This is a genomic window from Rhizobium sp. NZLR11 (assembly GCF_019685115.1).
In the GTDB taxonomy this organism is placed as follows: Bacteria; Pseudomonadota; Alphaproteobacteria; order Rhizobiales; family Rhizobiaceae; genus Rhizobium.
Map to the genome: position 1 here is coordinate 114,931 of NZ_JABDWD010000010.1, position 20,427 is coordinate 135,357.

Below are 20,427 nucleotides of genomic sequence, written 5' to 3' on the forward strand. Positions count from 1 at the left end.
ACATTACGCGCCATGAGCAATAGTTTCGACGATATTCCCTTCTTCGACGAAGAGCCGGACGAGATGGCGCGCAAGCCGCAGCCGCCTGCCGCGCCCGCAGCAAGAGCGCCCGCCCCCGGCGGCGGCATTGCCGCTCGCGCGATGGCGGCCCGCGACGGCGGCGCCCGGCCGGATTATCTTACCGGACTGAACCCCGAGCAGACCGAAGCCGTCGAAACCCTGGAAGGCCCGGTCCTCGTGCTTGCAGGCGCCGGCACCGGCAAGACGCGCGTGTTGACCACCCGCATTGCCCACATCCTCAATACCGGCCGCGCCTTCCCGTCGCAGATCCTCGCCGTCACCTTCACCAACAAGGCCGCCCGCGAGATGAAGGAGCGCATCGCACTGCTCGTCGGCGGCGCCGTCGAGGGAATGCCCTGGCTCGGCACCTTCCACTCGATCGGCGTCAAGCTTCTGCGCCGCCACGGCGAGCTCGTCGGCCTGCGCTCCGATTTCACCATTCTCGATACCGACGACGTCGTCCGTCTGATCAAGCAGCTGATCCAGGCCGAAGGCCTCGACGACAAGCGGTGGCCGGCCAAGCAGTTCGCCGGCATGATCGACACCTGGAAGAACAAGGGTCTAGGCCCTGCCGATATCCCTGAGGGCGATGCCCGCGCCTTTGCCAATGGCCGTGGCCGCGATCTCTATTTTGCCTATCAGGCACGCCTGACGACGCTGAACGCCTGCGATTTCGGCGACCTGCTGATGCATCCGATCGCGATTTTCCGCAAGAACCCGGATCTCTTGAAGGAATATCACGGCCGCTTCCGCTATATCCTCGTCGACGAGTACCAGGACACCAACACCGCCCAGTATATGTGGTTGAGGCTTCTCGCCCAGCGCTCCAAGGGCGAGAAGCAGAATGTCTGCTGCGTCGGCGACGACGATCAGTCGATCTATGGCTGGCGCGGCGCCGAGGTCGACAATATCCTGCGCTTCGAAAAGGATTTCCCCGGCGCCAAGGTCATCAAGCTCGAGCGCAACTACCGCTCGACCGAACATATTCTCGGGGCTGCTGCCCATTTGATCGCCCATAATGAAGGGCGGCTTGGCAAGACGCTGTTTACCGACCGCTCCGATCCAAACGACGTCAAGGTGCAGGTCCACGCCTCCTGGGATTCGGAAGAGGAAGCCCGCGCCATCGGCGAGGAAATCGAGCAGCTTCAGCGCGGCAAGCATCTGCTGAACGATATGGCGATTCTCGTGCGCGCCTCTTTCCAGATGCGCGAATTCGAAGACCGCTTCGTCACCCTCGGCCTCAATTACCGCGTCATCGGCGGCCCACGCTTCTACGAGCGCCTGGAGATCCGCGATGCGATGGCGTATTTCCGCATGGTCGCCCAGCCCGCCGACGACCTGGCCTTCGAACGCATCGTCAACACGCCGAAGCGCGGCCTCGGCGATACGACGGTGCGCGCGCTGCATGACTACGCCCGCGCCCGCGATATCCCGATGCTTGCGGCAGCCGCCGACATCATCGAAACGGATGAGCTGAAGCCGAAGGCGCGAAAGGCACTCTTCGATGTGATTCAATCTTTCCGCCGGTGGCAGGAACTGCTTGAAAACACACCGCATACCGAACTTGCCGAGCAGATCCTCGAAGAGTCCGGCTATACCGACATGTGGAAGAACGACAAGAGTGCCGAAGCCCCCGGCCGCCTCGAGAACTTGAAGGAGCTCATCCGCTCGATGGATAGCTTCGAGTCGATGCGCGGCTTCCTTGAGCACGTATCGCTGGTCATGGACGCCGAGACCAACGAGAATCTCGATGCCGTCTCGATCATGACGCTGCACTCGGCCAAGGGGCTGGAATTCGACACCGTCTTCCTCCCCGGCTGGGAGGAAGGCCTCTTCCCGCATCAGCGCGCGCTGGATGAAAGCGGTCGCGCCGGCCTGGAGGAGGAACGCCGCCTTGCCTATGTCGGCATCACCCGCGCCAAATACCGCTGCCATATCTGGTTCGTCTCCAACCGGCGCATCCACGGCCTCTGGCAGTCAACCCTGCCCTCGCGTTTCCTCGACGAACTGCCGGAAACCCATGTCGAGGTCGCCGAAATGGAGCAGAGCTATGGTGGGTATGGCCGCGGCGGCTACGGCCAGTCCCGCTTCGACAAATCAGAACCCTTCGCCAATTCCTATTCCACCCCCGGCTGGAAACGCGCCCAGGCCAACAAGACCGACGCCACGCGCGACAATTGGGGCTCCCGCTCCGGCCACGCCGTCGAACGTATCGGCTATGGCGAAAGCGGCCCGAAGGGGCGCACGATCGAAGGCGAACTGGTGGCAAAATCCACCTCGTCGGAACCGTCGAAGTTCACGCTCGGCGACCGCGTATTCCATCTGAAATTCGGCAACGGCAACATCACCGGCATCGAAGGCAACAAGCTGACGATCGAGTTCGACCGAGCTGGACAGAAGCGGGTGTTGGACGGGTTCGTCGAGCGCGTCTGACGTCGCGTCAGCATGGCGGGAAAACGCTCACCCGAGCATCCGCATCCTTCCAAGACCCAGGATATCATTGACGAGGGCGATGCCGATCCCCGCGGCGACGACTCCCAATCCGATTAGAAAGAGCCGGCGCGACCGATCATATTTGACGGCGATGAGGGAATTGCGCGCCAGCAAATCGGCGAAGACCTTCACCTGAATGGCTATGCCGATGGTCAGGAACAGCATCGGCAGGATATCGATGCGGCTCCAGTCATTGGGATTGGAAACCCAGACGCTGATGAAATTAAGGGAGAAACCGAGGATGATCCCGGTCGCCGTCAGCGATCCGTTTCGGAACGTCGCATCGATCTTCTCGTTCGGCTCTGGCTCGGACATGGTTTCGCTTCCGGCTTGCGTCTGAGCAAGAAAGGCAGAAATCGCGCCCGGGAGCAAGATCGCCCTCGCATCGCGCGTCCGGAAGGGCGGACGAAATGCCGTCGCGGCGGAGAGCCGGCGCAGCGCTCAAGGCCCTTTCCGCGAGCACCGCCAGCGCGGTCTCATGTGATCGCCGACGCGGAACCCAATTCGACAGAACCCATCTGTCGATAAAAATACAACAATTCCAATAGGATATATTTGGTAACCGAAAAGTTAACGTGTCAAAACGTCGCTTTGACGCTTTCTGCAAATCAGCTTAGCTCGGAAGCTGCCCGTCCATGAAAGGCGGGCTTCACGACGAACTTTTTAAAGGAGGTTCAAGTGACCAGTGTTTCATCTCTCGGCAGCACATTAACCCAGTACCAGTCTCCGCTTTCCAGTCTCGACAAGAATGGCGACGGCGTCATTTCACCAGACGAGCTCGCCGCCGCATCACAGTCCTCGACATCAGGCACGACCGCGACTGACGGCGATAGCGACGACAGCAGCACTGATATCGCCAAGAAGATCACCGCCGACATCCTGTCTCTGATGCTGTCCTTGCAGAAAACCGACGACAGCGACAATCAGGGCGACGGCGGCGATCAGAGCGACGATTCCAAGGGCGTCCTCGCCGCAATGGATACCAATGGCGACGGCAAGTTGACCGAGTCCGAATTCCTCGCCGCCGATCCAAGTAAAATCAATGCGTCAGGCGATAGCGATCCGCTCCTCACCAAAGTGTTGAGCGACATGCAGACGGCTCTCCAGGCCCACCGCAATACCTACGGCGCTTCCGCCGCAGCAAGTGATCCCGCCGACGACGTGACCGCGGCGTAGTTCGGCATGGGGCTCCGCCGGGGGAGCCTCGATCCGCCAGATGCAAAAGCGTCTTACGTCTCCCCTTCCGTTTCGACACGAGAGTCGCCGGCAATTCTCTCACTGATTGTATTAGATCATTCTTTTACAGCCGGTTACTACCGCTAGTACGAGAATTAACGCTTGCGCGTCGGCGTCTGGAAATCCACTAGTTGATGCGTTCAATGTGCTTGGCGTCTGATACTGGAACAAGCGAAGGGATTGGCTTTGATAAAAGCGCTGCTGCTCGTCGACATTCAGAATGGCTTCTGTCCGGGCGGCAACCTGCCGGTACCGGATGGCGACAAGGTGGTTGCCGTCGCAAACCGCCTGATCGACAGCGGCAAATACGATCTGATCGTTGCCTCGCAGGATTGGCACCCGCCGGGCCACGGCAGTTTCGCCTCCGCCCATCCGGACGCCGCAGCTTTCGAGATGGGGGAACTGTCGGGTAAGCCGCAGATGATGTGGCCCGACCACTGCATCCAGGGGACGCTCGATGCTGAACTGCATCCCGCGCTCAAATCCGAAGAGATCGACCTGATCCAGCAGAAGGGCGAGGATCCCGACATCGACAGCTATTCGGCCTTCCGCGACAATGACCGCGATGCCTCGACCGGCCTTTCCGATTTCCTTGAGGACCAGGGTGTCACCGACCTCGACGTCTGCGGGCTGGCGACCGATTACTGCGTCAAATTCTCCGCGCTCGACGCGTTGGAGATGATGCCGGGTGTCCGCGTCCGCTTCATCGAGGACGCCAGCCGCGGCATCACCCCCGAAGGCGTCGCCGCCGCCATCGACGAGATGCGGACGCATGGTATCGCCATCATCGACAGCGCCGAGGTGCTGGTTAGGTAGCTCGATGCCTCGAAAAAAGACCGCATCGTATGTCGGATCGGCACCTGCCGCATCGTCCTTGCTGGAGATACACCGATGACGAGAGCGGCGTGATGAGAAAAGTTGTTGCCGCAGCCTTTGTGAGTTTGGATGGCGTCATGCAGGCGCCTGGCGGGCCGCGGGAGGATCCGACCAGCGGCTTCACCCTAGGCGGCTGGACCGTCAATTATTGGGACGAGCCGATGAGCCAGTTCATGGGCGGGATCTTTACCGATCCCTTCGAACTGCTGCTCGGCCGCAAGACTTACGAGATCTTCGCCGCGCACTGGCCCTTCGTCGGGAAAGACGATCCGATTGGCAAGGTCTTCAACGCCGTGACCAAATATGTCGCGACCACCTCGCAAAAGCCGCTGACCTGGGAAAATTCCGTTGCGCTGCGCGGCGATGCCGCCGCCGAAATCGCCCGGTTGAAGCAGCAGGACGGCCCCGACCTCCTGACACAGGGCAGCAGTGGCCTGCTGCAAACCTTGCTGACGCACGACCTGATCGACGAGTTCCGGCTCCTGACCTTCCCGCTGATCCTCGGCACAGGCAAGCGCCTGTTCGGCAAGGGTGCCAAGCCGGAGGCGCTGAAGCTCACCGCCAACACGGTTTCGACGACCGGCGTCATCATGAGCGTCTACGCGCGTGGAGGCGCAATCAAGACGGGAACGTTCGAGCTGGCGCAGCCCTCCGAAGCCGAAATCGCCCGCCGGGAGCGGATGAAGCGCGAGGGCTGAACGCCTCTTCGTTCTGAAATCTTGGGCCGCGTCGCCGCGCGCCGTTTACGGGATCGTGCCCTTGCTCTTCTCATCTCGCTCCAGCAGATAGATATCTTCCGCCAGGTCCTCCATCTTCTTGAGAAGCGCCGCATGCGCGTCGCGCAGGCCCTGATTGTAATAATGAGCGCCGATCTCATCGGCGAAGAAGTCGAGCAGGAACTCTGCCGGCAGAACACCGATCGATTGGTCGAGTTCCGTTTCGAAATAGCGGCGGATGCTGGAAACGATCGTCGTCTTCGCCTCTTTCGAAAATTCGATTTTCTTCATGGTTTCCTCTTTGCCGGATGCGATCAGGACTTTGATGGTTCAGCGAAATCGATTGGTCAATCAATGAAATTCAATTGCCGACGCAGACCATAGACCATAAGGGAAACCTTGGATTCCAACAGGATGAGATCGCATGACTCGCGCCGACTTTGTTGAAGGTTTGCGGGGCGGCTTCGCCGTTGCGCTGGCGTCGGCGCCCTTTGCCGCCCTGTTCGGAGCGCTTGCGGTCGAAAACGGCATGTCGCTTCCCGAGATCGCCCTTATGAGCGGCACCGTCTATGCCGGCGCCAGCCAGATGGTCGGCATCGAACTTTTCGGGCATAATGTCCATGCTTGGCTGATCGTGCTGTCGATCCTTGCCGTCAATTTTCGCCACGTGCTCTATTCGGCGGCGATGGCGCGCTATATCGGCGATTTCACGCCGGTCCAAAAGTTCTTCACCTTCTTCCTGCTCGTCGATCCGCAGTTTGCCGAAGCGGTGAAACGCGGCGAGGCCGGCCTGCCGGTGACCTTCGCCTGGTATCTCGGCTTCGGCATCATCATCTACATCCCCTGGGTGCTGATCAGCGTCGGCGGCGGCCTGCTCGGCGGCTTCATCGGTGATCCCAAAGCGATCGGCCTCGATATCCTGCTGCCGGCCTATTTCCTCGGCATCGTCCTCGGTTTCCGCAAACGCGACAATTTCCTGCCCGTGGCACTCGTCAGCGCGGTCGCGTCGGTGCTTGCCTATCGCTATGTCGGTTCGCCCTGGCATGTCAGCCTCGGCGCCGCCGCCGGCATCGTGCTTGCCGCTCTATTACCGCTGCCGCAACCGGGTGATCTCGAGGCCGACGCCCTTCAATCCGAAATTCACGAGGTCTGAGCCATGGAATTCGACCTTCACATGGCGCTCGTCATCTTGGCAGCCGCGGTCGCCACCTACGCCACACGCATCGGCGGTTATATCCTCATCACCAGGATGAAGCACATCCCGCCGCGCATGGAGGCGGCGCTGAACGCCGTGCCGGCCGCCGTGCTGACGACGCTGGTCGCCCCCGCCTTCTTCATCGGAGGCTGGGATTCGAAGCTGGCGCTGGTCGTCGCCCTCTTCGTCGGCCTGCGCGTCTCGCATAGCTGGATGCTGGTCGCCGCCTGGATCGTCGTGATGGCGTGGCGCCACACGATCGGCGTCTGAGCACCGGCCCGAAGGCCGGCATCTCAATATTCTAGAGCATGATGCCGAAAAGTCTGAGCGGTTTTCTCATGACATCATGCTGCAACTCGATAATGTAGAACAGGATTCAGATTTTAGGCCGACCCGGCCTAAAATCATCCTGTTCTAGCGGCAGCGTCGCATTTTCGAGCCAAGCCCTGACATCGTGATCGTGGACGAGCGGCATCAGCGCCTCGCATGTGCGGCGGTGATAGTCGTTGAACCAGTGTAACTCGTCATGGGTCAGAAGCTCGGCAATGACGAGGCTGCGGTCGATCGGGCAGAAGGTCAGCGTCTCGAAGCCGAGCATCGCCGCATCGCCGCCGTCGATCTCCTCGGCCGCGCGCACATAGATCAGGTTTTCGATGCGGATGCCGAAGCTGCCAGGCCGGTAATAGCCCGGCTCGTTCGACAGGATCATGCCGGGCAGCAGTTCCTGCGTCGAAAGCCTGGAGATGCGCTGCGGCCCCTCATGCACCGAGAGATAGGAGCCAACGCCATGGCCCGTGCCATGGGCGAAATCGGCGCCTGCCCGCCACAGCGCGATGCGGGCGAGCGGATCGAGGTCGCAGCCGCGCGTGCCCTTTGGGAAACGCGCCGTGCTGATCTGGATCATTCCCTTCAGCACCAGCGTGAAGAAGCGGCGATGCTGTTCCGAGACAGTGCCGATGCCGACGGTACGGGTGATATCGGTCGTGCCATTGATATATTGCGCGCCGGAATCGATCAGAAAGAGTTCGCCGGCCTCGATCATCCGGTTGGTCTCGGTCGTCACGCGGTAATGCATGATCGCCGCATGTTCGCCGGCACCCGAAATCGTGTCGAAGGAAATGTCCTTTAGCGGGTTCTGCATGCTCTGCCCGACGCGGGCACGCGACGCTTCGAGATGCTCGGCGGCAGCGATCTCGCTCACCGTCCCGGGTTTCGTCTGCGACAGCCAATAGAGGAATTCCACCATCGCTGCCCCATCCTGCAGATGCGCGGCGGCCGAGCCGTTGATCTCGACGTCGTTCTTCACCGCGCGCGGCAGCTTGGCGGGATCGGCGCCCTCCACCACTTCGCCGCCTGCCTTGCGGATGATCTCCGCCAGCGCATAGGAGGCGATATCCGGGTCGATCAGCACGCGGCCGCCATCCGTGGAAACGACAGTGAGTCTCTCCTCCAGCGCCGAGGGTGGCATCTGCGCGCAGATCTGTGCCAAATAGGCTTCGGGCTCGATGCCGGTCTTGCGCTTGTCGAGGAAGAGTTCGGCCCGCCCATCGGAATGGACGATGGCGCGGGCCAAAGGATGCGGCGTGTGCGGCACGTCGGCGCCGCGAATGTTGAAGGTCCAGGCGACCGAGGACGGATCGGCGATCAGCACCGCCGCGAGCTTCTTCTTCGCAAGGTCGGCGGCGATCGTGACAATCTTGTCGCTCGCCAGCAAGCCGGCCTGCGCCACATTCTGGATGCTGACCGCGCCGAACGGCTCGGCCGGCCGGTCGCTCCAGAGCCTGTCCAGCGGATTGTGCGGCAGGAAGACCAGCGTGCCGCCGACCTCTGAAAGCGCTCTTTCCAGACGGCGCACCTCGGCGCCCGCATGCAGCCAGGGATCGATTCCGAGCCGCAAGCCCTTGGCGCCGTTTGCAGCCAGCCAGAGATGCGGCGGCTCGTTGACGAGATCGCCGCCCGAGAAGACCGACCCGTCGACCTGTTCGGCAAGTTGCGTCACATAACGCCCGTCGACGAAAACGATCGCCTGCGTGCGTAGGATGAGCGCAATGCCGGCCGAGCCGGTGAAGCCCGTCAGCCATGCGAGGCGCTCCGAACCGGCGGGAACATATTCGCCGTTGAACTCATCGGCACGCGGCACCAGGAAGCCGTCGATACCGAGCGAATCGAAAGTAGCGCGCAGCGCCGATACCCGATCCCTGCCGAACTGCGGCGTGGAGGTGACGTCGAAGGACTGGAACATGCTGAAAACCCGAATGATTGAGACGAATCCGGTGAATGGGATGCCGGCCATGTTAGCGAAATTTCAATCGATGGGGAGAAAAAGCGACGAAACGAGTCAAAACCCGTCGTGCCGCCCAACATTTTGACAGAACTGTGACGCGAAAAGTTAATTTGGCACGCTTTATGCATTTGCCGCATGGCTCCCATGAGCGAAACCCTCTGCCTCCGCATTTCAGAATAGCTATATAGACGCCATCGAACGGTTCGCGATGAACCTGAAACAAAGGAATTTTTGAAATGACCGCCTCTCTCTCGCGCTTCGCATATAGCAGCCCGTTGCAGGCTGGCGAACGCCAGACCGTGCGTCACGTCATCGGCGCCCGCCGGCCACAGAACGACGACAGCCTCAAGCTGCTCGGCGCCGGCCAGCGCGCCACGCGCCACAACGGCGCTCCCAGCTACGCGTTCTAAGCCTGAAAGCCTGTCCGTCTCCTCCCTCCCGGACCGGCCTATTGGAATGCAGTAGAGCCCGCTCGAGCGCTCCTCCCCTTGAGCTCGCGGGCATTGGCCGGATAGACCGGTCCAAGGCGGTGCCATCGGCACCGCCTTTTTTGTTGGTTTGGGAAAGTGCCCGGCGGTTTCGATAGACTGCCGCGCCAGCCCCGACCTCCCTCATTCCTGTGCCCATCACAGGAATCCAGTGCGCCCAAGTCCTTGGGCGCGAAAGACTCTTTTCAAGATATGAGGTCATTCACCGCGCAGACGCGCGGTGGCTGAATTCCTGTGACGAGCACAGGAATGGGGGAGGCGAGGTGCTTGCTCCTATCCGCATGGACTGACTTGGTGAGGGTGGAGAGGAGACGTGACGCCTCACGCAAGACACCGTTCCAGGGCAAGCCCTTCACCTTGCAATTGCCAAAAATCATGGCCGATCGAAGTGGATCGTCACCCAGCCATTCCGCCAAATCGTCCTGACATGACGAAGCCTTGCACCGCTATAGGCGGCGATAACCTTCCATCGCTGAGTGGCTAGAATGCCGGAGAGAATGACCGATCCGCCGGGTGCCAGATGTGTCGCAAGCTTCGGCGCCATACGGATCAGCGGCCGGGCGAGAATGTTGGCGATGATGAGATCGAAAGGACCATGCTCGGAAAACGCCGTCGAATGAAAACCGGGCGCGGTCCTGGTAACAATGCCAGACGCGATGCCGTTGCGGCGTACATTCTCGGCCGCCACCCGCGTCGCGATCGGATCGATGTCGGTCGCGAGCACCGGTATGTTCCTGAGCTTGCGCACCGCGATCGCCAGCACGCCGCTGCCGGTGCCGAGATCGAGCGCGTTGCGGACCGAGCGCGAACGCACCACGGCATCGATCACCTCGAGGCAACCAGCCGTCGTGCCATGATGGCCAGTGCCGAAGGCCTGGCCGGCATCGATCTCGATGGCGATGTCGCCCGGGCGGATCTTGTCGCGGTCATGCGAGCCGTGCACCAGAAAGCGCCCTGCCCTGACGGGCTTCAGCCCCTCCAGCGACTTTACCACCCAGTCGACGTCAGGGATGACTTCCCGCTCCAACCGGGCATCGGGGAAAGAAGCCTTCAATGCGTCCTCGACGCGGGAGTGCACTTCAGCCTCGTCCTCGGTCATCATATAGATCGAGGCTTCCCAGATGTCCTTCTTTTCATCGATCTCGGTGGTGCCGATGGCAAAGTCTTCTTCGCCGAAGACCGCGCTCAGAAGGTCCAGGATCTCTTCGGCCCTGCTTTCGGTCGTCGTCACGTAAAGGCGGATTTCACTCACGATAGGCGGTCTTTCCCGTTTCCGTTGCCCGCCACCGGTCGAGCCAACGCCCCATCACGCTGAAACCATCACCCCTTGCTGACGAGATTCTCCAGCTTCTTTACCGCCGTGTCCGGGTTTTCGCCATAGGCGATCGTTCCGGCAAACCGCCCGGCCGAATCGAGCAGGAAGACCGAGGCGGTGTGATCCATCGTATAGTCGCCGTTCGGATCCTTTTCGTCGATCGGCACCTTCTTGGCGTAGACGCGGAAACCCTTGATGACTTCGGCAATCTTGTCAGGCGCGCCTGATATGCCGGTAATGCGCTTGGAGACGTTGGAAACGTACCCGTTCATGATCTCGGGCGTGTCACGCTCCGGATCGACGGTCACGAAATAGGCCTGTAGCTTGTCGCCCTTCGGGTCAACCTTCTCCATCCAGCCGTTGAGCTCGAAAAGCGTCGTCGGGCAAACTTCGGGGCAATGGGTGAAGCCGAAGAACAGCGCCGTCGGCTTGCCGCGCAGCGCCTGCTCAGTGATCGGCTGTCCGCTTTGCGAAACCAGTGTAAAGGGCACGCCGAAGGGCGCCTCCACCGCCACATCCTTCGATTTCATGGGGTACAGCGTTAACCCGCCGAGAACCCCGGCAAGTATCAGGACGCCGACCCAGATGGCGATGCGAAATGACTTCATTGGCATGATCCTCGATCCAGGCGGATATGTACCGCCGCCCCTTAGCCCCCGCGTGATTATAGTCTCGACCGGACGCGCGCAATTCAACAATGCGTTTTCCGAGCCGTGATGAATTGCCTCACGTGTTCAAATCGGCCGCGACGGTGGAACCGCGCGAACTCGACGGTCGCACCGCGGGCGCCGTAAGAATATCAAGACCTTAATCGGGAAATTCGCCGACAAGATGCAGATCGGCGGCGAATTGGCAACGTTCGCCAGCAAAGATGTTTTGTGCATCGGCGAACATGTTAAATCAATCGTAACCTCTGGGGGGGAACAATCGGTTTGACTGAACGAAATCAATACGTCGATCAGGCAATGGATCAGGTCACGCAGAAGAACGCGGCCATGGTGGAAGAGACAAAGGCTGCAAGCCACACGCTCGCCATCGACGCCGAAACCCTAACGCAACTGATCAAGCAGTTCAAGACCGGCGAGGGCATGAGCGCCCGGCAAACGCCGCGAGAAGCAAATGCCGCCTCGCATTCGAGACCATCTCCCGCGCGCCGCCTGATCGGCATAGTCGCGGGCGCATTCAACGGCTCCACCGCCAAAGCCATCGCTTCTCCCGCCGGGGACAACTGGGAAGAATTCTGATCATGAACAACAATAACGCCATCAAGCAGTCTGGCGCTTATCTCGAAATCGTCTCGTTCCACCTGGGCGACCAGGAATTCTGCATCGACATCATGGCGATCCGCGAAATCCGCGGCTGGGCGCCGGTGACGCCGATGCCGCACACTCCGCCCTACGTGCTCGGCCTCATCAACCTGCGCGGTGCGGTCATCCCCGTCATCGACATGGCCTGCCGTCTCGGCATGAAGATGACCGAGCCCTCCGAGCGCTCGGCGATCATCGTCACCGACATCGCCGGCAAGCTGGTCGGCCTGCTGGTCGAACAGGTTTCCGACATGATGACCATTAAGAGCGAAGACCTGCAGCCGCCGCCGGAAATCATCCCGGAAGCCCAGCGCGCCTTCTGCCGCGGCATCGTCGCGCTCGAAAAGACCATGGTCTGCTTCCTGAATCTCGATACGGTTATCGCCGACGAACTGACTCAGGCGGCTTGATACTTTTCCATTCTGGCGTTGGAAGGCCCGGCTCGTCCGGGCCTTTTTATATTTGAAGAAGACCGACTCGCCGCCAATCTCTCCAAGCCGCGTGGCACACCCTCTCCTCCCTCATCTCTGTGTTTGTCACAGAGATCCAGCCACGGCGCGTCCGCGCGGTGAATGACTCGCTTGTCAAGAAGAGTCTCCCGCGCCCAAAGACTTGGACACGCTGGATGCCTGTGACAAGCACAGGCATGAGGGAGCTCCGAGGGATGCACTACTCAAGATGAAACGCGCGTTGCACACCAACCCGCAGCCTTATTGCGGCTTCCCATTCTTCCACGTCACATTCTGCCCATACAAGGGAATCGTCGAAATCGACATCTTCGCCGAGCCGTCCGTCAGCTCCCTGGAATGGGCGAGATAGATGAGCGTGTCATTGGTCTTGTCGTAGATGCGGTTGACGACCAGCGTCTTCCAGATCAGCGACATGCCTTGCCGGAATACTTCGCTGCCATCCTTGGACAGGTCGATACTGCCGATCTCGATCGGCCCCGTCTGCCGGCAGGCGATGGAATTGTTGGAGGGATCTTCAAACCAGTTGCCGTTCTTGAACCGGTCGATCAGGCTGCGGTCGAAATAGGTGACGTGGCAGGTGACGCCCTTGACCTCAGGATCGGAGACTGCCTCGACGATGATGTCGTTGCCGATCCAGTCGACCCCGACCTTGCCGACGACCTCGGCCGAGACGGCGCCGGCGGAAAGGGCGGCGAAAGAAAAGGCGGCGAGGAGAAGATTGCGCGGCTTGGACATGGCGGCTCCTTAGAGCGCCGCGCGTCCGACCGGACGCGCTAAGGACGCTCTATCGCTTTGAATCTGCGCATAATCCTTTCCGAAAATCGATTCCGATTTTAGGGGTTATGCGCTGATCCGCGTTCTAGATAAGTGCGTCCCGATGCTTTGCAAGAAAGGCCGACGGCGGGAAACGATCAGCCCTTCCGGCAGGTACAGGGCTCGTAGGCCCGCGCCGTCAGCCGGCCGGGCTTCATACCGATCATCGCCGGTATGGCGTGAACGGCGTTGGCCTTGACCGCTTTTGCCATCTCGATGGCTGCAGCAGCGCAGACGACGGCGTCCTCGGCAGCATTGTGGTGAACGAACCGCAGGCCGAGATGCTCGGCGATCAGGTTCAGCCGGTGTGAGAAGAAGTGCGGCCAGATCCGCTGCGCCATCTTCAGGCTGCAGAGATAGGAAAGCTCCGGGTAGGATTGCCGATAGAGATCGAGGCTCGCCCGCCAGACGCTGAAGTCGAAGGCGGCGTTGTGGGCGATCATTGTCGCACCGCTGATATCCTCGTGGAATTCGTCCATCACCTCGGGAAACTCCGGTGCATCCTCGACATGTTCCGGCCGGATGCCGTGGATCGCAATGTTCATCGCGGAAAAGCGCATGTCCCGCGGCCGGATCAGCCGCTCCTCGACGCGCGTGACCCTGCCGTCCTCGATCCAGGCAAGGCCGACAGAACAGGCGCTGCCGCGTTGTTCGTTCGCCGTCTCGAAGTCAATGGCGATGGTCTTCAAATCAGCACCCGAATCATTTCTTCGGGAACAGAAATACCGTCCCGCTCCCGGCCGCGCAAATTCGACACGACGCATGGTTGACTTTTCAACCGGCATATCGAAACTTCTCGCCATGATTGGTTCCATGACCATGGCAGCGCTTATTCATCACACCACGACCCTTGAAGGGTACGCGGGAGCGATGGCGCGTTAACAGCGATCCGATCATCCCGAAAACCCTGCCGAGGCGAGCAGGGTTTTCCGAAACTCAGGCTCTCCTCCTGAAACCAACGGAGAGCAGCCAATGTCTGAAAACGAAGAGAGTGAACCTGGCCGCCGAGCGCGCCTGCCGGACGGAGTTCTCGTGCGCGCCGTGCGCCTTTCCGATGCGGAGGAAATCACCGATCTGATAAATCTGCCGGGCTATCGGGCCGGAACCCTGCGGCCGCCGTACCAGAGGGTCGAAGAGGTTCGCAGAAATATGGAAAACCCGACGCCGGGCGCGCTGAACCTCGTCGTTACCCTGGATGGCAGGATCGTCGGCAATTGCGGCCTCAATCGCCTCTCCGGCCGCAGGCAGCACGTTGCGAGCCTCGGCATGGGCGTGCATGACGATTTCACCGGCCACGGTTTCGGACGGATCCTGCTCGGCGCGATGGTCGACGCTGCCGACGACTGGCTCGATGTCAAACGGCTGGAACTGACCGTCTACACCGACAATGACGCCGCCATCGGCCTCTACGAAAAGTTCGGCTTCGAGCGCGAAGGTCTGCTGAGGGCCTTCGGCTTCCGCTCAGGGGAGTATGTCGACGCCTATACGATGGCGCGGCTCAGGCTATGAGCGTGGGCTGGCGGCTTGCCGTCAGCCCTTCACCCACTGATCAATGCCAGCCACTCGTCCTCGTCCATCGTCTGCACGCCGAGCTCTCGCGCCTTGTCGAGCTTGGAACCGGCGCCGGGACCGGCAACGACGATGTCGGTCTTCTTGGAGACCGATCCCGCCACCTTGGCGCCGAGGCTTTCCGCCCTCGCCTTCGCCTCGTCGCGAGTGAATTTTTCCAGCGAGCCGGTAAAGACCACGGTCTTGCCGGCGACCGGACTGCCTGAGGTGACCGGCTGTTCGGCCTCCTGTGGCTTCACCTGCCTGATCAGCTCCGAAATCACCGCAACGTTGCGCGGTTCCTTGTAGAATTCGACCATGGCGCGGGCAACGACATCGCCGATGCCGTCGATGGCGTTGAGATCGTTCCAGGCGTCGCCGGAAAGCGTCTCAGCCTCCCGCATAGCCGTTTCAAAGGCTTCGTAGGTGCCATAGGAGCGCGCCAGCAGCTTCGCCGTGGTTTCGCCGATGTGGCGGATGCCGAGCGCGTAGATAAAGCGATGGAGCGCAATGCTGCGCCGCTCGTTGATCGCCGTATAAAGCTTGCCGACGCTGACCTTGCCGAAGCCGTCGATATTTTCGAGCTTGGTCAGCGATTGCAGTTGCCGCTCCTCCAGCGTGAAGATTTGAGGCGCCGTGCGAATCTGCAGCGACGGATCCTCGTTTTCGAAGAAGAAGTCGATCTGCTTCGAACCGAGCCCCTCGATATCGAAGGCGTTGCGCGAGACGAAGTGCTTCAGATGCTCGGTCGCCTGCGCTCGGCAGATAAAGCCGCCGGTGCAGCGGCGCACCGAATCCATCTTACCGGTCTTCTCGTTGACTTCGCGCACCGCATGCGAACCGCAGACCGGGCAGGTCGTCGGAAACTCGTATGCGGCGGCATCGGCGGCGCGTTTTTCCATCACCACATCGAGGATCTGCGGAATGACGTCGCCGGCGCGCTGGACGATGACGGTATCGCCTTCGCGGATATCGTGGTCCTCCGGCCGGATGCGCTCGCCACTATTGCCGAGACCCTTGATGTAGTCCTCGTTGTGCAGCGTCGCATTGGTAACGACGACGCCGCCGACGGTGATCGGTTTCAGCCGCGCCACCGGCGTCAGTGCGCCGGTGCGGCCGACCTGGATCTCGATCTTCTCGACCTCGGTGAAGGCCTGTTCGGCCGGAAATTTGTGCGCCGTCGCCCAACGCGGGCTGCGCGAGCGGAAGCCGAGACGGGCCTGCAGCTCGAGACTGTCGACCTTGTAGACGACGCCGTCGATGTCGTAGTCGAGATCCGGACGCTCAAGGCCGATCTCGTCATAATGCGCCAGGATGTCGGCGACGGAATTCAGCCGCTTCATCAGCGGGTTCACGGGAAATCCCCAATCCTTGAAAGTCTGCACCATTGCGAACTGCGTATCTTCAGGCATCTCCGACATCTCGCCCCAGGCATAGGCGAAGAATTTCAGCTTGCGGCTCGCCGTCACCTTGGCGTCGAGCTGGCGCAGCGACCCGGCCGCCGTATTGCGCGGATTGACATAGGTCTGCTTGCCCTCCGCCTCCATCTGCCGATTCAGTGCCAGAAAGTCGCTCTTGGCCATATAGACCTCGCCGCGGATCTCCACGACGGCGGGCACGCCCTTCGGCAGCTTGTTGGGGATTTCTGCGATGGTGCGAATGTTGGCGGTGACATTCTCCCCCGTCGTGCCGTCGCCGCGCGTAGCAGCCGTCACCAGACTGCCATTCTCGTAACGGATCGACATCGACAGACCGTCGATCTTCGGCTCGGCGGTAAAGGCAATCGACTGGTCCGGCAGACGGCCGAGGAAGCGATAGACGCCGGCGACGAAATCCTGCACGTCCTCCTGTGAGAAAGTATTGTCGAGCGACAACATCGGCCGCGCATGAACGACCGGCGAGAAGGTGACGGAAGGCACAGCGCCCACACGCCGCGACGGGCTATCTTCCCGGATCAGCTCGGGAAACCGCACTTCCAGCGCATCGTTGCGGCGCTTCAGCGCGTCGTAATCGGCATCCGAGATCTCCGGCTGGTCCTTGCCGTGGTAGAGCGCATCGTGATGCGCGATCTCCTTTGCCAGCCGTTCGAGTTCGGCGGCAACCTCTTCGATCGTCAACGTGTCGACGGCGAAACCTTCGGTGGACATGGAATATTACTCCAGGGAATCTGGCCAAAAAATCTCGATTGGTTTTAGAGCAAAATTTCCGGATGAAAAGAGAGGCAGTATCTGTCGCGTCGGGAAGATCGCTCTGCTCTGGGCTGCATTGACACGTCGGAGCATCGCACAGACGGATAGCATTGGAATACCCTGCCCGCCCTATTCCCAATCCCTCGCATTGCGCAGCCGGATGCCGCTGACATGCAGTCCAGTGTTCCAGAGGCCCTTCAGCGGCCGCAGGCTATCGACGACCCGCAGGTCCACACCGCGCGGCGCAAACGCCAGATCCAGCCACGAGATAGCAGTCCGCTCAATCGGAATGACGCGCCGGTCGCATACCCACATACCCGCATCATCAAGGTCGACGAAATCGTCGGTCGGCATCTCATAACGATGAATCGTTTCCGACTCGAGCCTTTCCAGCCAATGGCGCTCGACGAAGCCCGCAGCCCGCCAATCGCCGAGCCAGCGCCGCCGCTCCGTCTCCGGTGTCTCGGGTTTCGCCCAGATCAGGATCCGCGGGCAGTCACGTGGAAAGAGATACATGAAGTCATGATCGCCATCGATCGCCCAGACGAGCGGACCGTTCAGCAATTCCCGGCCGGCCGGGCGAAGGGAGGGGATGCGGACCGGGCGCGGTTCGAAGACCGCGATATCGGGATCATCGCTGAAATGGAAAAGACGCATGGCAAGAGATCACCGCTGATCGAGTGACTCGCATAGCGTGAATCGGAACGCCTGTCACAGCGGCTGGATTGGCGATCAGCCGTTGCCGGCCAGCAGCCGCTTCGCCGCCGCCCTCGCCTCTTCGGTCACCGAGGCGCCCGCCAGCATGCGGGCAATCTCTTCGGTGCGGTCCTTCTGCGCCATCGTCGCCACGCGCGTGGCAATCTTTTCGGATCCCTCGGCCGCCGGCCCCTTGGAGATCAGAAGATGCGTCGCCGCCCTTGCGGCGACCTGCGGCGCATGCGTGACCGACAGCACCTGCACACGCTCCGACAGCCGCTTCAGCCGCTGGCCGATCGCATCGGCCACCGCCCCGCCGACGCCGGTATCGATTTCGTCGAAGACGAGCGTCGGAGCCGATCCGCGATCGGCGAGCGCCACCTTCAGGGCCAGCAGGAAACGCGACAGCTCGCCGCCGGAGGCGACCTTCATGATCGAGCCCGGCCGCGTGCCCGGATTGGTCTGGACATGGAACTCGACGACGTCAATGCCCTCGGCGAGCGCCTCCTGCGCATCCGTGGTGATCTCGACCATGAAACGGGCGCGTTCAAGCTTCAGCGCCGGCAGTTCCGTCATCACAGCCGCAGCCAGTGCGGTGCCGGCGTGATGGCGTTTGTCGGAGAGCGCGCGCGCCGCCGCATCGTAATTTTCCCGTGCCAGGCCTACCTCGGCTTCGAGCCGGGCAAGCCGCTCCTCGCCCGCGTCGAGATCGGCGAGATCGGCGATCATGCGGACGGCAAGCGCCGGCAGCTCAGTGACCGGCACGGAGTATTTGCGCGAGGCGGCCCTGAGCGCGAAAAGCCGCTCCTCGACCCGCTCCAGTTCCCTCGGATCATATTCGGTCCTGCGCAGCGCTGCCTCGACTTCCATCTGCGCGTTGGAAAGCTGGTCGAGCGCGGCATCAAGCAGCGTCACGGTGTCTTCGAGCAGGCCCGGCGCCTCATGGCTCTTGCGCTCCAACCGGCGCACCAGCGAGGCGATATGGGGCACTGGCGAGGCATTGCCGTTCAGGAACTCGGACGCCTCGGCAATATCGCCGGCGATTCGCTCGGCCTTCATCATCTTCTGCCGGCGATCGGCGAGTTCGTCCTCCTCGCCATCCTGCGGCGAGAGCTTCTCGAGTTCCTCGACGGAGGAACGCAGATAGTCGGCTTCGCGCGCCGCACCTTCCACCTTCTCGCGGTGCTTCTTCAGCGCCCGCTCGCTGTCGCGCCACAGGCGATACAGCCGGGATACCTCGGAAACCTCATCGGTAAGACCGCCGAAGGCATCGAGCAGAGTGCGGTGGGCATTGGTGTCGACAAGGGCGCGATCGTCGTGCTGTCCGTGGATTTCGACCAGCATCTGGCCGGCCTGGCGCATCAGCTGCACGCTGACCGGCTGGTCGTTGACATAGGCCTTTGTGCGTCCGTCCGCCGATTGCTGGCGGCGGAAGATCAGGTCGCCCTCGTCGTCAATGCCGTTTTCACGCAGGAGGGTGCGGGCGCCGTGGTCCATGCCGACGTCGAACACCGCCGTCACCTGGCCCTTATCCTCGCCATGGCGCACCAAGCCGCCGTCGCCGCGCCCACCGAGCGCCAGCGACAGGCTGTCGAGCAGGATGGATTTGCCCGCCCCGGTCTCGCCCGTCAGCACGGAGAGGCCGGTCTCGAAGGCAAGATCCAGCCGCTCGATCAGGACGATATCGCGGATCGAAAGCTGGATCAGCATTGGCCTCAGGAACCAAGAAGAAGTTTTTTGCCTGCCGCAGCGATCCACGAGCCCTTGTTCTCACGCGGCTCGGCACCGCCACTCTGCAGCAGCTTGTAGGAATCGGCGTACCACTGGCTGTCGGGATAATTGTGGCCGAGAACGGCAGCCGCCGTCTGCGCCTCGTCGACAATGCCCATAGAATAATAAGCTTCGACGAGACGCGCTAGGGCCTCTTCGATCTGGTTCGTGTTCGGATATTTCTCGACGACGATGCGGAAGCGCGAGATCGCGGCGAGATATTCCTTCCGCTCCATGTAGTAGCGGCCGATCTGCATTTCCTTGCCGGCAAGCTGATCGCGCGAGAAGCGGATCTTCGCCTGCGCGTCGTCGACATATTCGGAATTCGGATAATTGTCGATGACGGCCTGCATCGCTTCGATCGTCTTTGCCGAGGCGCGCTGGTCCTGCGTCACGTCGACGATCTGCTTGGAATAGGTGAGACCGATGAGATACTGCACATAGGCCGCATCCGGGGATTTCGGATATTGCGACATGTAGCGGTTGCCTGATGCAAGCGCATCATCCAGGCGGCCCTGGCGGTATTTGACGAAGGTGCTCATCACAAGCGCCTTGCGCGCCCATTCGGAGAACGGGTTCTCGCGGTCGATTGCGTCGAACTTGCGCGCCGCTTCCGCCATGTTGCCAGCCTTCATGTTGGCAAGGCCCTGGGTGTAGAGCACATCCGGCGGATCGGTTTCGAGGCCGAGCTTGGTGATGTCGATATCGGGATCCGACTGGCAACCGGATATCGAGGCGCCTGCGCTGAGCACCAGAAGCGATGCGAACAAAGCACGCGCTGTCTTCATCATACCTTCAGATCCTGCATAACCCATTCGAAAGAACCCCACTGCCGCCGCTCGCTCCACGGCAGCCACGCCTCTCTGGCGTTTCTAGCCACAAATGTGCATCAAGAGCAACGCAATGATAAGGCATTAACGCATTTTTGTGGCAGCGGCCGGGGAATGACGGGCTTTTCATCTTCTTCCCCG

General features: G+C 61.3%; 20 protein-coding genes and 1 pseudogene. 10 read left to right on the forward strand and 11 right to left on the reverse strand.

Annotated elements, in window-relative coordinates:
* Nucleotides 1-12: 12 nt before the first annotated feature.
* The gene (locus HJB83_RS18740) at nucleotides 13-2,493 is read left to right on the forward strand and encodes an ATP-dependent helicase (protein WP_221132086.1); all 2,481 of its coding nucleotides are present in this window, start codon (nucleotides 13-15) and stop codon (nucleotides 2,491-2,493) included.
* Nucleotides 2,494-2,520: 27 nt separating this feature from the next.
* Here HJB83_RS18740 and HJB83_RS18745 read toward each other — a convergent pair whose 3' ends face one another.
* The gene (locus HJB83_RS18745; protein ID WP_207581102.1) at nucleotides 2,521-2,868 is read right to left on the reverse strand and encodes a hypothetical protein; all 348 of its coding nucleotides are present in this window, start codon (nucleotides 2,866-2,868) and stop codon (nucleotides 2,521-2,523) included.
* 363 nt (nucleotides 2,869-3,231) lie between these two features.
* Here HJB83_RS18745 and HJB83_RS18750 point away from each other — a divergent pair, with 363 nt between their 5' ends.
* From HJB83_RS18750 to HJB83_RS18760, 3 genes are all read left to right on the forward strand, one after another.
* Entirely contained in the window at nucleotides 3,232-3,729 is a 498-nt protein-coding gene (locus HJB83_RS18750) for an EF-hand domain-containing protein (RefSeq protein ID WP_207581103.1), read from the forward strand.
* 240 nt (nucleotides 3,730-3,969) lie between these two features.
* Entirely contained in the window at nucleotides 3,970-4,605 is a 636-nt protein-coding gene (gene pncA / locus HJB83_RS18755) for a bifunctional nicotinamidase/pyrazinamidase (protein ID WP_207581104.1), read from the forward strand.
* 92 nt (nucleotides 4,606-4,697) lie between these two features.
* Nucleotides 4,698-5,363: a dihydrofolate reductase family protein gene (locus tag HJB83_RS18760; protein ID WP_207581105.1), complete on the forward strand. Its 666-nt coding sequence runs from the start codon at nucleotides 4,698-4,700 to the stop codon at nucleotides 5,361-5,363.
* A 45-nt stretch (nucleotides 5,364-5,408) separates the two neighbouring features.
* Here HJB83_RS18760 and HJB83_RS18765 read toward each other — a convergent pair whose 3' ends face one another.
* The gene (locus HJB83_RS18765) at nucleotides 5,409-5,672 is read right to left on the reverse strand and encodes a DUF2164 domain-containing protein (protein WP_207581106.1); all 264 of its coding nucleotides are present in this window, start codon (nucleotides 5,670-5,672) and stop codon (nucleotides 5,409-5,411) included.
* Nucleotides 5,673-5,805: 133 nt separating this feature from the next.
* Here HJB83_RS18765 and HJB83_RS18770 point away from each other — a divergent pair, with 133 nt between their 5' ends.
* Both HJB83_RS18770 and HJB83_RS18775 read left to right on the forward strand, forming a co-directional pair.
* Nucleotides 5,806-6,534 carry an AzlC family ABC transporter permease gene (locus HJB83_RS18770; RefSeq protein WP_207581107.1) on the forward strand — a complete coding sequence of 243 codons (729 nt, stop codon included), beginning with the start codon at nucleotides 5,806-5,808 and terminating at the stop codon, nucleotides 6,532-6,534.
* Nucleotides 6,535-6,537: 3 nt separating this feature from the next.
* Nucleotides 6,538-6,846, forward strand: a complete 309-nt coding sequence (locus HJB83_RS18775; protein ID WP_207581108.1) for an AzlD family protein — start codon at nucleotides 6,538-6,540, stop codon at nucleotides 6,844-6,846.
* Nucleotides 6,847-6,952: 106 nt separating this feature from the next.
* Here HJB83_RS18775 and HJB83_RS18780 read toward each other — a convergent pair whose 3' ends face one another.
* Nucleotides 6,953-8,818 (reverse strand): aminopeptidase P family protein, encoded by a 1,866-nt coding sequence (locus tag HJB83_RS18780; protein ID WP_221132087.1) that lies wholly within the window; start codon nucleotides 8,816-8,818, stop codon nucleotides 6,953-6,955.
* Between the two features lie 278 nt (nucleotides 8,819-9,096).
* On the opposite strand from HJB83_RS18780, the gene HJB83_RS18785 reads away from it, so the two are divergent.
* On the forward strand, nucleotides 9,097-9,270 hold the full coding sequence (locus HJB83_RS18785) for a hypothetical protein (protein ID WP_207581110.1): 174 nt from the start codon (nucleotides 9,097-9,099) through the stop codon (nucleotides 9,268-9,270).
* Between the two features lie 451 nt (nucleotides 9,271-9,721).
* On the opposite strand, the gene HJB83_RS18790 is transcribed toward HJB83_RS18785, so the two are convergent.
* Nucleotides 9,722-10,600, reverse strand: coding sequence for a 50S ribosomal protein L11 methyltransferase (locus HJB83_RS18790; RefSeq protein ID WP_221115791.1), 879 nt, complete (start codon nucleotides 10,598-10,600; stop codon nucleotides 9,722-9,724).
* 68 nt (nucleotides 10,601-10,668) lie between these two features.
* On the reverse strand, nucleotides 10,669-11,271 hold the full coding sequence (locus HJB83_RS18795) for an SCO family protein (RefSeq protein WP_207581112.1): 603 nt from the start codon (nucleotides 11,269-11,271) through the stop codon (nucleotides 10,669-10,671).
* A 146-nt stretch (nucleotides 11,272-11,417) separates the two neighbouring features.
* Here HJB83_RS18795 and HJB83_RS18800 point away from each other — a divergent pair.
* Nucleotides 11,418-11,907 (forward strand): annotated as a pseudogene (locus HJB83_RS18800) (methyl-accepting chemotaxis protein); the annotation flags it as partial.
* A 2-nt stretch (nucleotides 11,908-11,909) separates the two neighbouring features.
* Entirely contained in the window at nucleotides 11,910-12,380 is a 471-nt protein-coding gene (locus HJB83_RS18805; protein ID WP_003541378.1) for a chemotaxis protein CheW, read from the forward strand.
* A 300-nt stretch (nucleotides 12,381-12,680) separates the two neighbouring features.
* Here HJB83_RS18805 and HJB83_RS18810 read toward each other — a convergent pair whose 3' ends face one another.
* Together HJB83_RS18810 and HJB83_RS18815 are read right to left on the reverse strand one after the other, a co-directional pair.
* On the reverse strand, nucleotides 12,681-13,175 hold the full coding sequence (locus HJB83_RS18810) for a CreA family protein (RefSeq protein ID WP_207581113.1): 495 nt from the start codon (nucleotides 13,173-13,175) through the stop codon (nucleotides 12,681-12,683).
* Between the two features lie 176 nt (nucleotides 13,176-13,351).
* Complete coding sequence (locus HJB83_RS18815) at nucleotides 13,352-13,942, reverse strand: 3'-5' exonuclease (RefSeq protein ID WP_221132088.1); 591 nt, start codon at nucleotides 13,940-13,942, stop codon at nucleotides 13,352-13,354.
* Nucleotides 13,943-14,225: 283 nt separating this feature from the next.
* Between HJB83_RS18815 and HJB83_RS18820 the strand changes: the two genes are divergently transcribed.
* Complete coding sequence (locus HJB83_RS18820) at nucleotides 14,226-14,762, forward strand: GNAT family N-acetyltransferase (protein ID WP_221132089.1); 537 nt, start codon at nucleotides 14,226-14,228, stop codon at nucleotides 14,760-14,762.
* A 29-nt stretch (nucleotides 14,763-14,791) separates the two neighbouring features.
* Here HJB83_RS18820 and ligA read toward each other — a convergent pair whose 3' ends face one another.
* The 4 genes from ligA to HJB83_RS18840 all read right to left on the reverse strand — a co-directional run bounded on the left by ligA (nucleotide 14,792) and on the right by HJB83_RS18840 (nucleotide 20,271).
* Nucleotides 14,792-16,948, reverse strand: a complete 2,157-nt coding sequence (gene ligA, locus HJB83_RS18825) for an NAD-dependent DNA ligase LigA (RefSeq protein WP_221132090.1) — start codon at nucleotides 16,946-16,948, stop codon at nucleotides 14,792-14,794.
* Between the two features lie 171 nt (nucleotides 16,949-17,119).
* Entirely contained in the window at nucleotides 17,120-17,647 is a 528-nt protein-coding gene (locus HJB83_RS18830) for a DUF6886 family protein (RefSeq protein ID WP_221132091.1), read from the reverse strand.
* Between the two features lie 75 nt (nucleotides 17,648-17,722).
* Nucleotides 17,723-19,396: a DNA repair protein RecN gene (recN, locus tag HJB83_RS18835; protein WP_221132092.1), complete on the reverse strand. Its 1,674-nt coding sequence runs from the start codon at nucleotides 19,394-19,396 to the stop codon at nucleotides 17,723-17,725.
* A 5-nt stretch (nucleotides 19,397-19,401) separates the two neighbouring features.
* Nucleotides 19,402-20,271, reverse strand: coding sequence for an outer membrane protein assembly factor BamD (locus HJB83_RS18840; RefSeq protein ID WP_207581119.1), 870 nt, complete (start codon nucleotides 20,269-20,271; stop codon nucleotides 19,402-19,404).
* Nucleotides 20,272-20,427: the final 156 nt, after the last annotated feature.

Excerpts from the sequence above, each read along its gene's own strand:
- HJB83_RS18830 (WP_221132091.1), bottom strand. The coding sequence starts at position 17,647 with ATGCGTCTTTTCCATTTCAGCGATGATCCCGATATCGCGGTCTTCGAA.
- HJB83_RS18745 (WP_207581102.1), bottom strand. The coding sequence starts at position 2,868 with ATGTCCGAGCCAGAGCCGAACGAGAAGATCGATGCGACGTTCCGAAAC.
- HJB83_RS18770 (WP_207581107.1), top strand. The coding sequence starts at position 5,806 with ATGACTCGCGCCGACTTTGTTGAAGGTTTGCGGGGCGGCTTCGCCGTT.
- recN (WP_221132092.1), bottom strand. The coding sequence starts at position 19,396 with ATGCTGATCCAGCTTTCGATCCGCGATATCGTCCTGATCGAGCGGCTG.
- HJB83_RS18795 (WP_207581112.1), bottom strand. The coding sequence starts at position 11,271 with ATGAAGTCATTTCGCATCGCCATCTGGGTCGGCGTCCTGATACTTGCC.
- HJB83_RS18805 (WP_003541378.1), top strand. The coding sequence starts at position 11,910 with ATGAACAACAATAACGCCATCAAGCAGTCTGGCGCTTATCTCGAAATC.
- HJB83_RS18820 (WP_221132089.1), top strand. The coding sequence starts at position 14,226 with ATGTCTGAAAACGAAGAGAGTGAACCTGGCCGCCGAGCGCGCCTGCCG.
- HJB83_RS18740 (WP_221132086.1), top strand. The coding sequence starts at position 13 with ATGAGCAATAGTTTCGACGATATTCCCTTCTTCGACGAAGAGCCGGAC.
- HJB83_RS18780 (WP_221132087.1), bottom strand. The coding sequence starts at position 8,818 with ATGTTCCAGTCCTTCGACGTCACCTCCACGCCGCAGTTCGGCAGGGAT.
- ligA (WP_221132090.1), bottom strand. The coding sequence starts at position 16,948 with ATGTCCACCGAAGGTTTCGCCGTCGACACGTTGACGATCGAAGAGGTT.
- HJB83_RS18840 (WP_207581119.1), bottom strand. The coding sequence starts at position 20,271 with ATGGGTTATGCAGGATCTGAAGGTATGATGAAGACAGCGCGTGCTTTG.
- HJB83_RS18785 (WP_207581110.1), top strand. The coding sequence starts at position 9,097 with ATGACCGCCTCTCTCTCGCGCTTCGCATATAGCAGCCCGTTGCAGGCT.
- HJB83_RS18775 (WP_207581108.1), top strand. The coding sequence starts at position 6,538 with ATGGAATTCGACCTTCACATGGCGCTCGTCATCTTGGCAGCCGCGGTC.
- HJB83_RS18760 (WP_207581105.1), top strand. The coding sequence starts at position 4,698 with ATGAGAAAAGTTGTTGCCGCAGCCTTTGTGAGTTTGGATGGCGTCATG.
- HJB83_RS18765 (WP_207581106.1), bottom strand. The coding sequence starts at position 5,672 with ATGAAGAAAATCGAATTTTCGAAAGAGGCGAAGACGACGATCGTTTCC.
- HJB83_RS18810 (WP_207581113.1), bottom strand. The coding sequence starts at position 13,175 with ATGTCCAAGCCGCGCAATCTTCTCCTCGCCGCCTTTTCTTTCGCCGCC.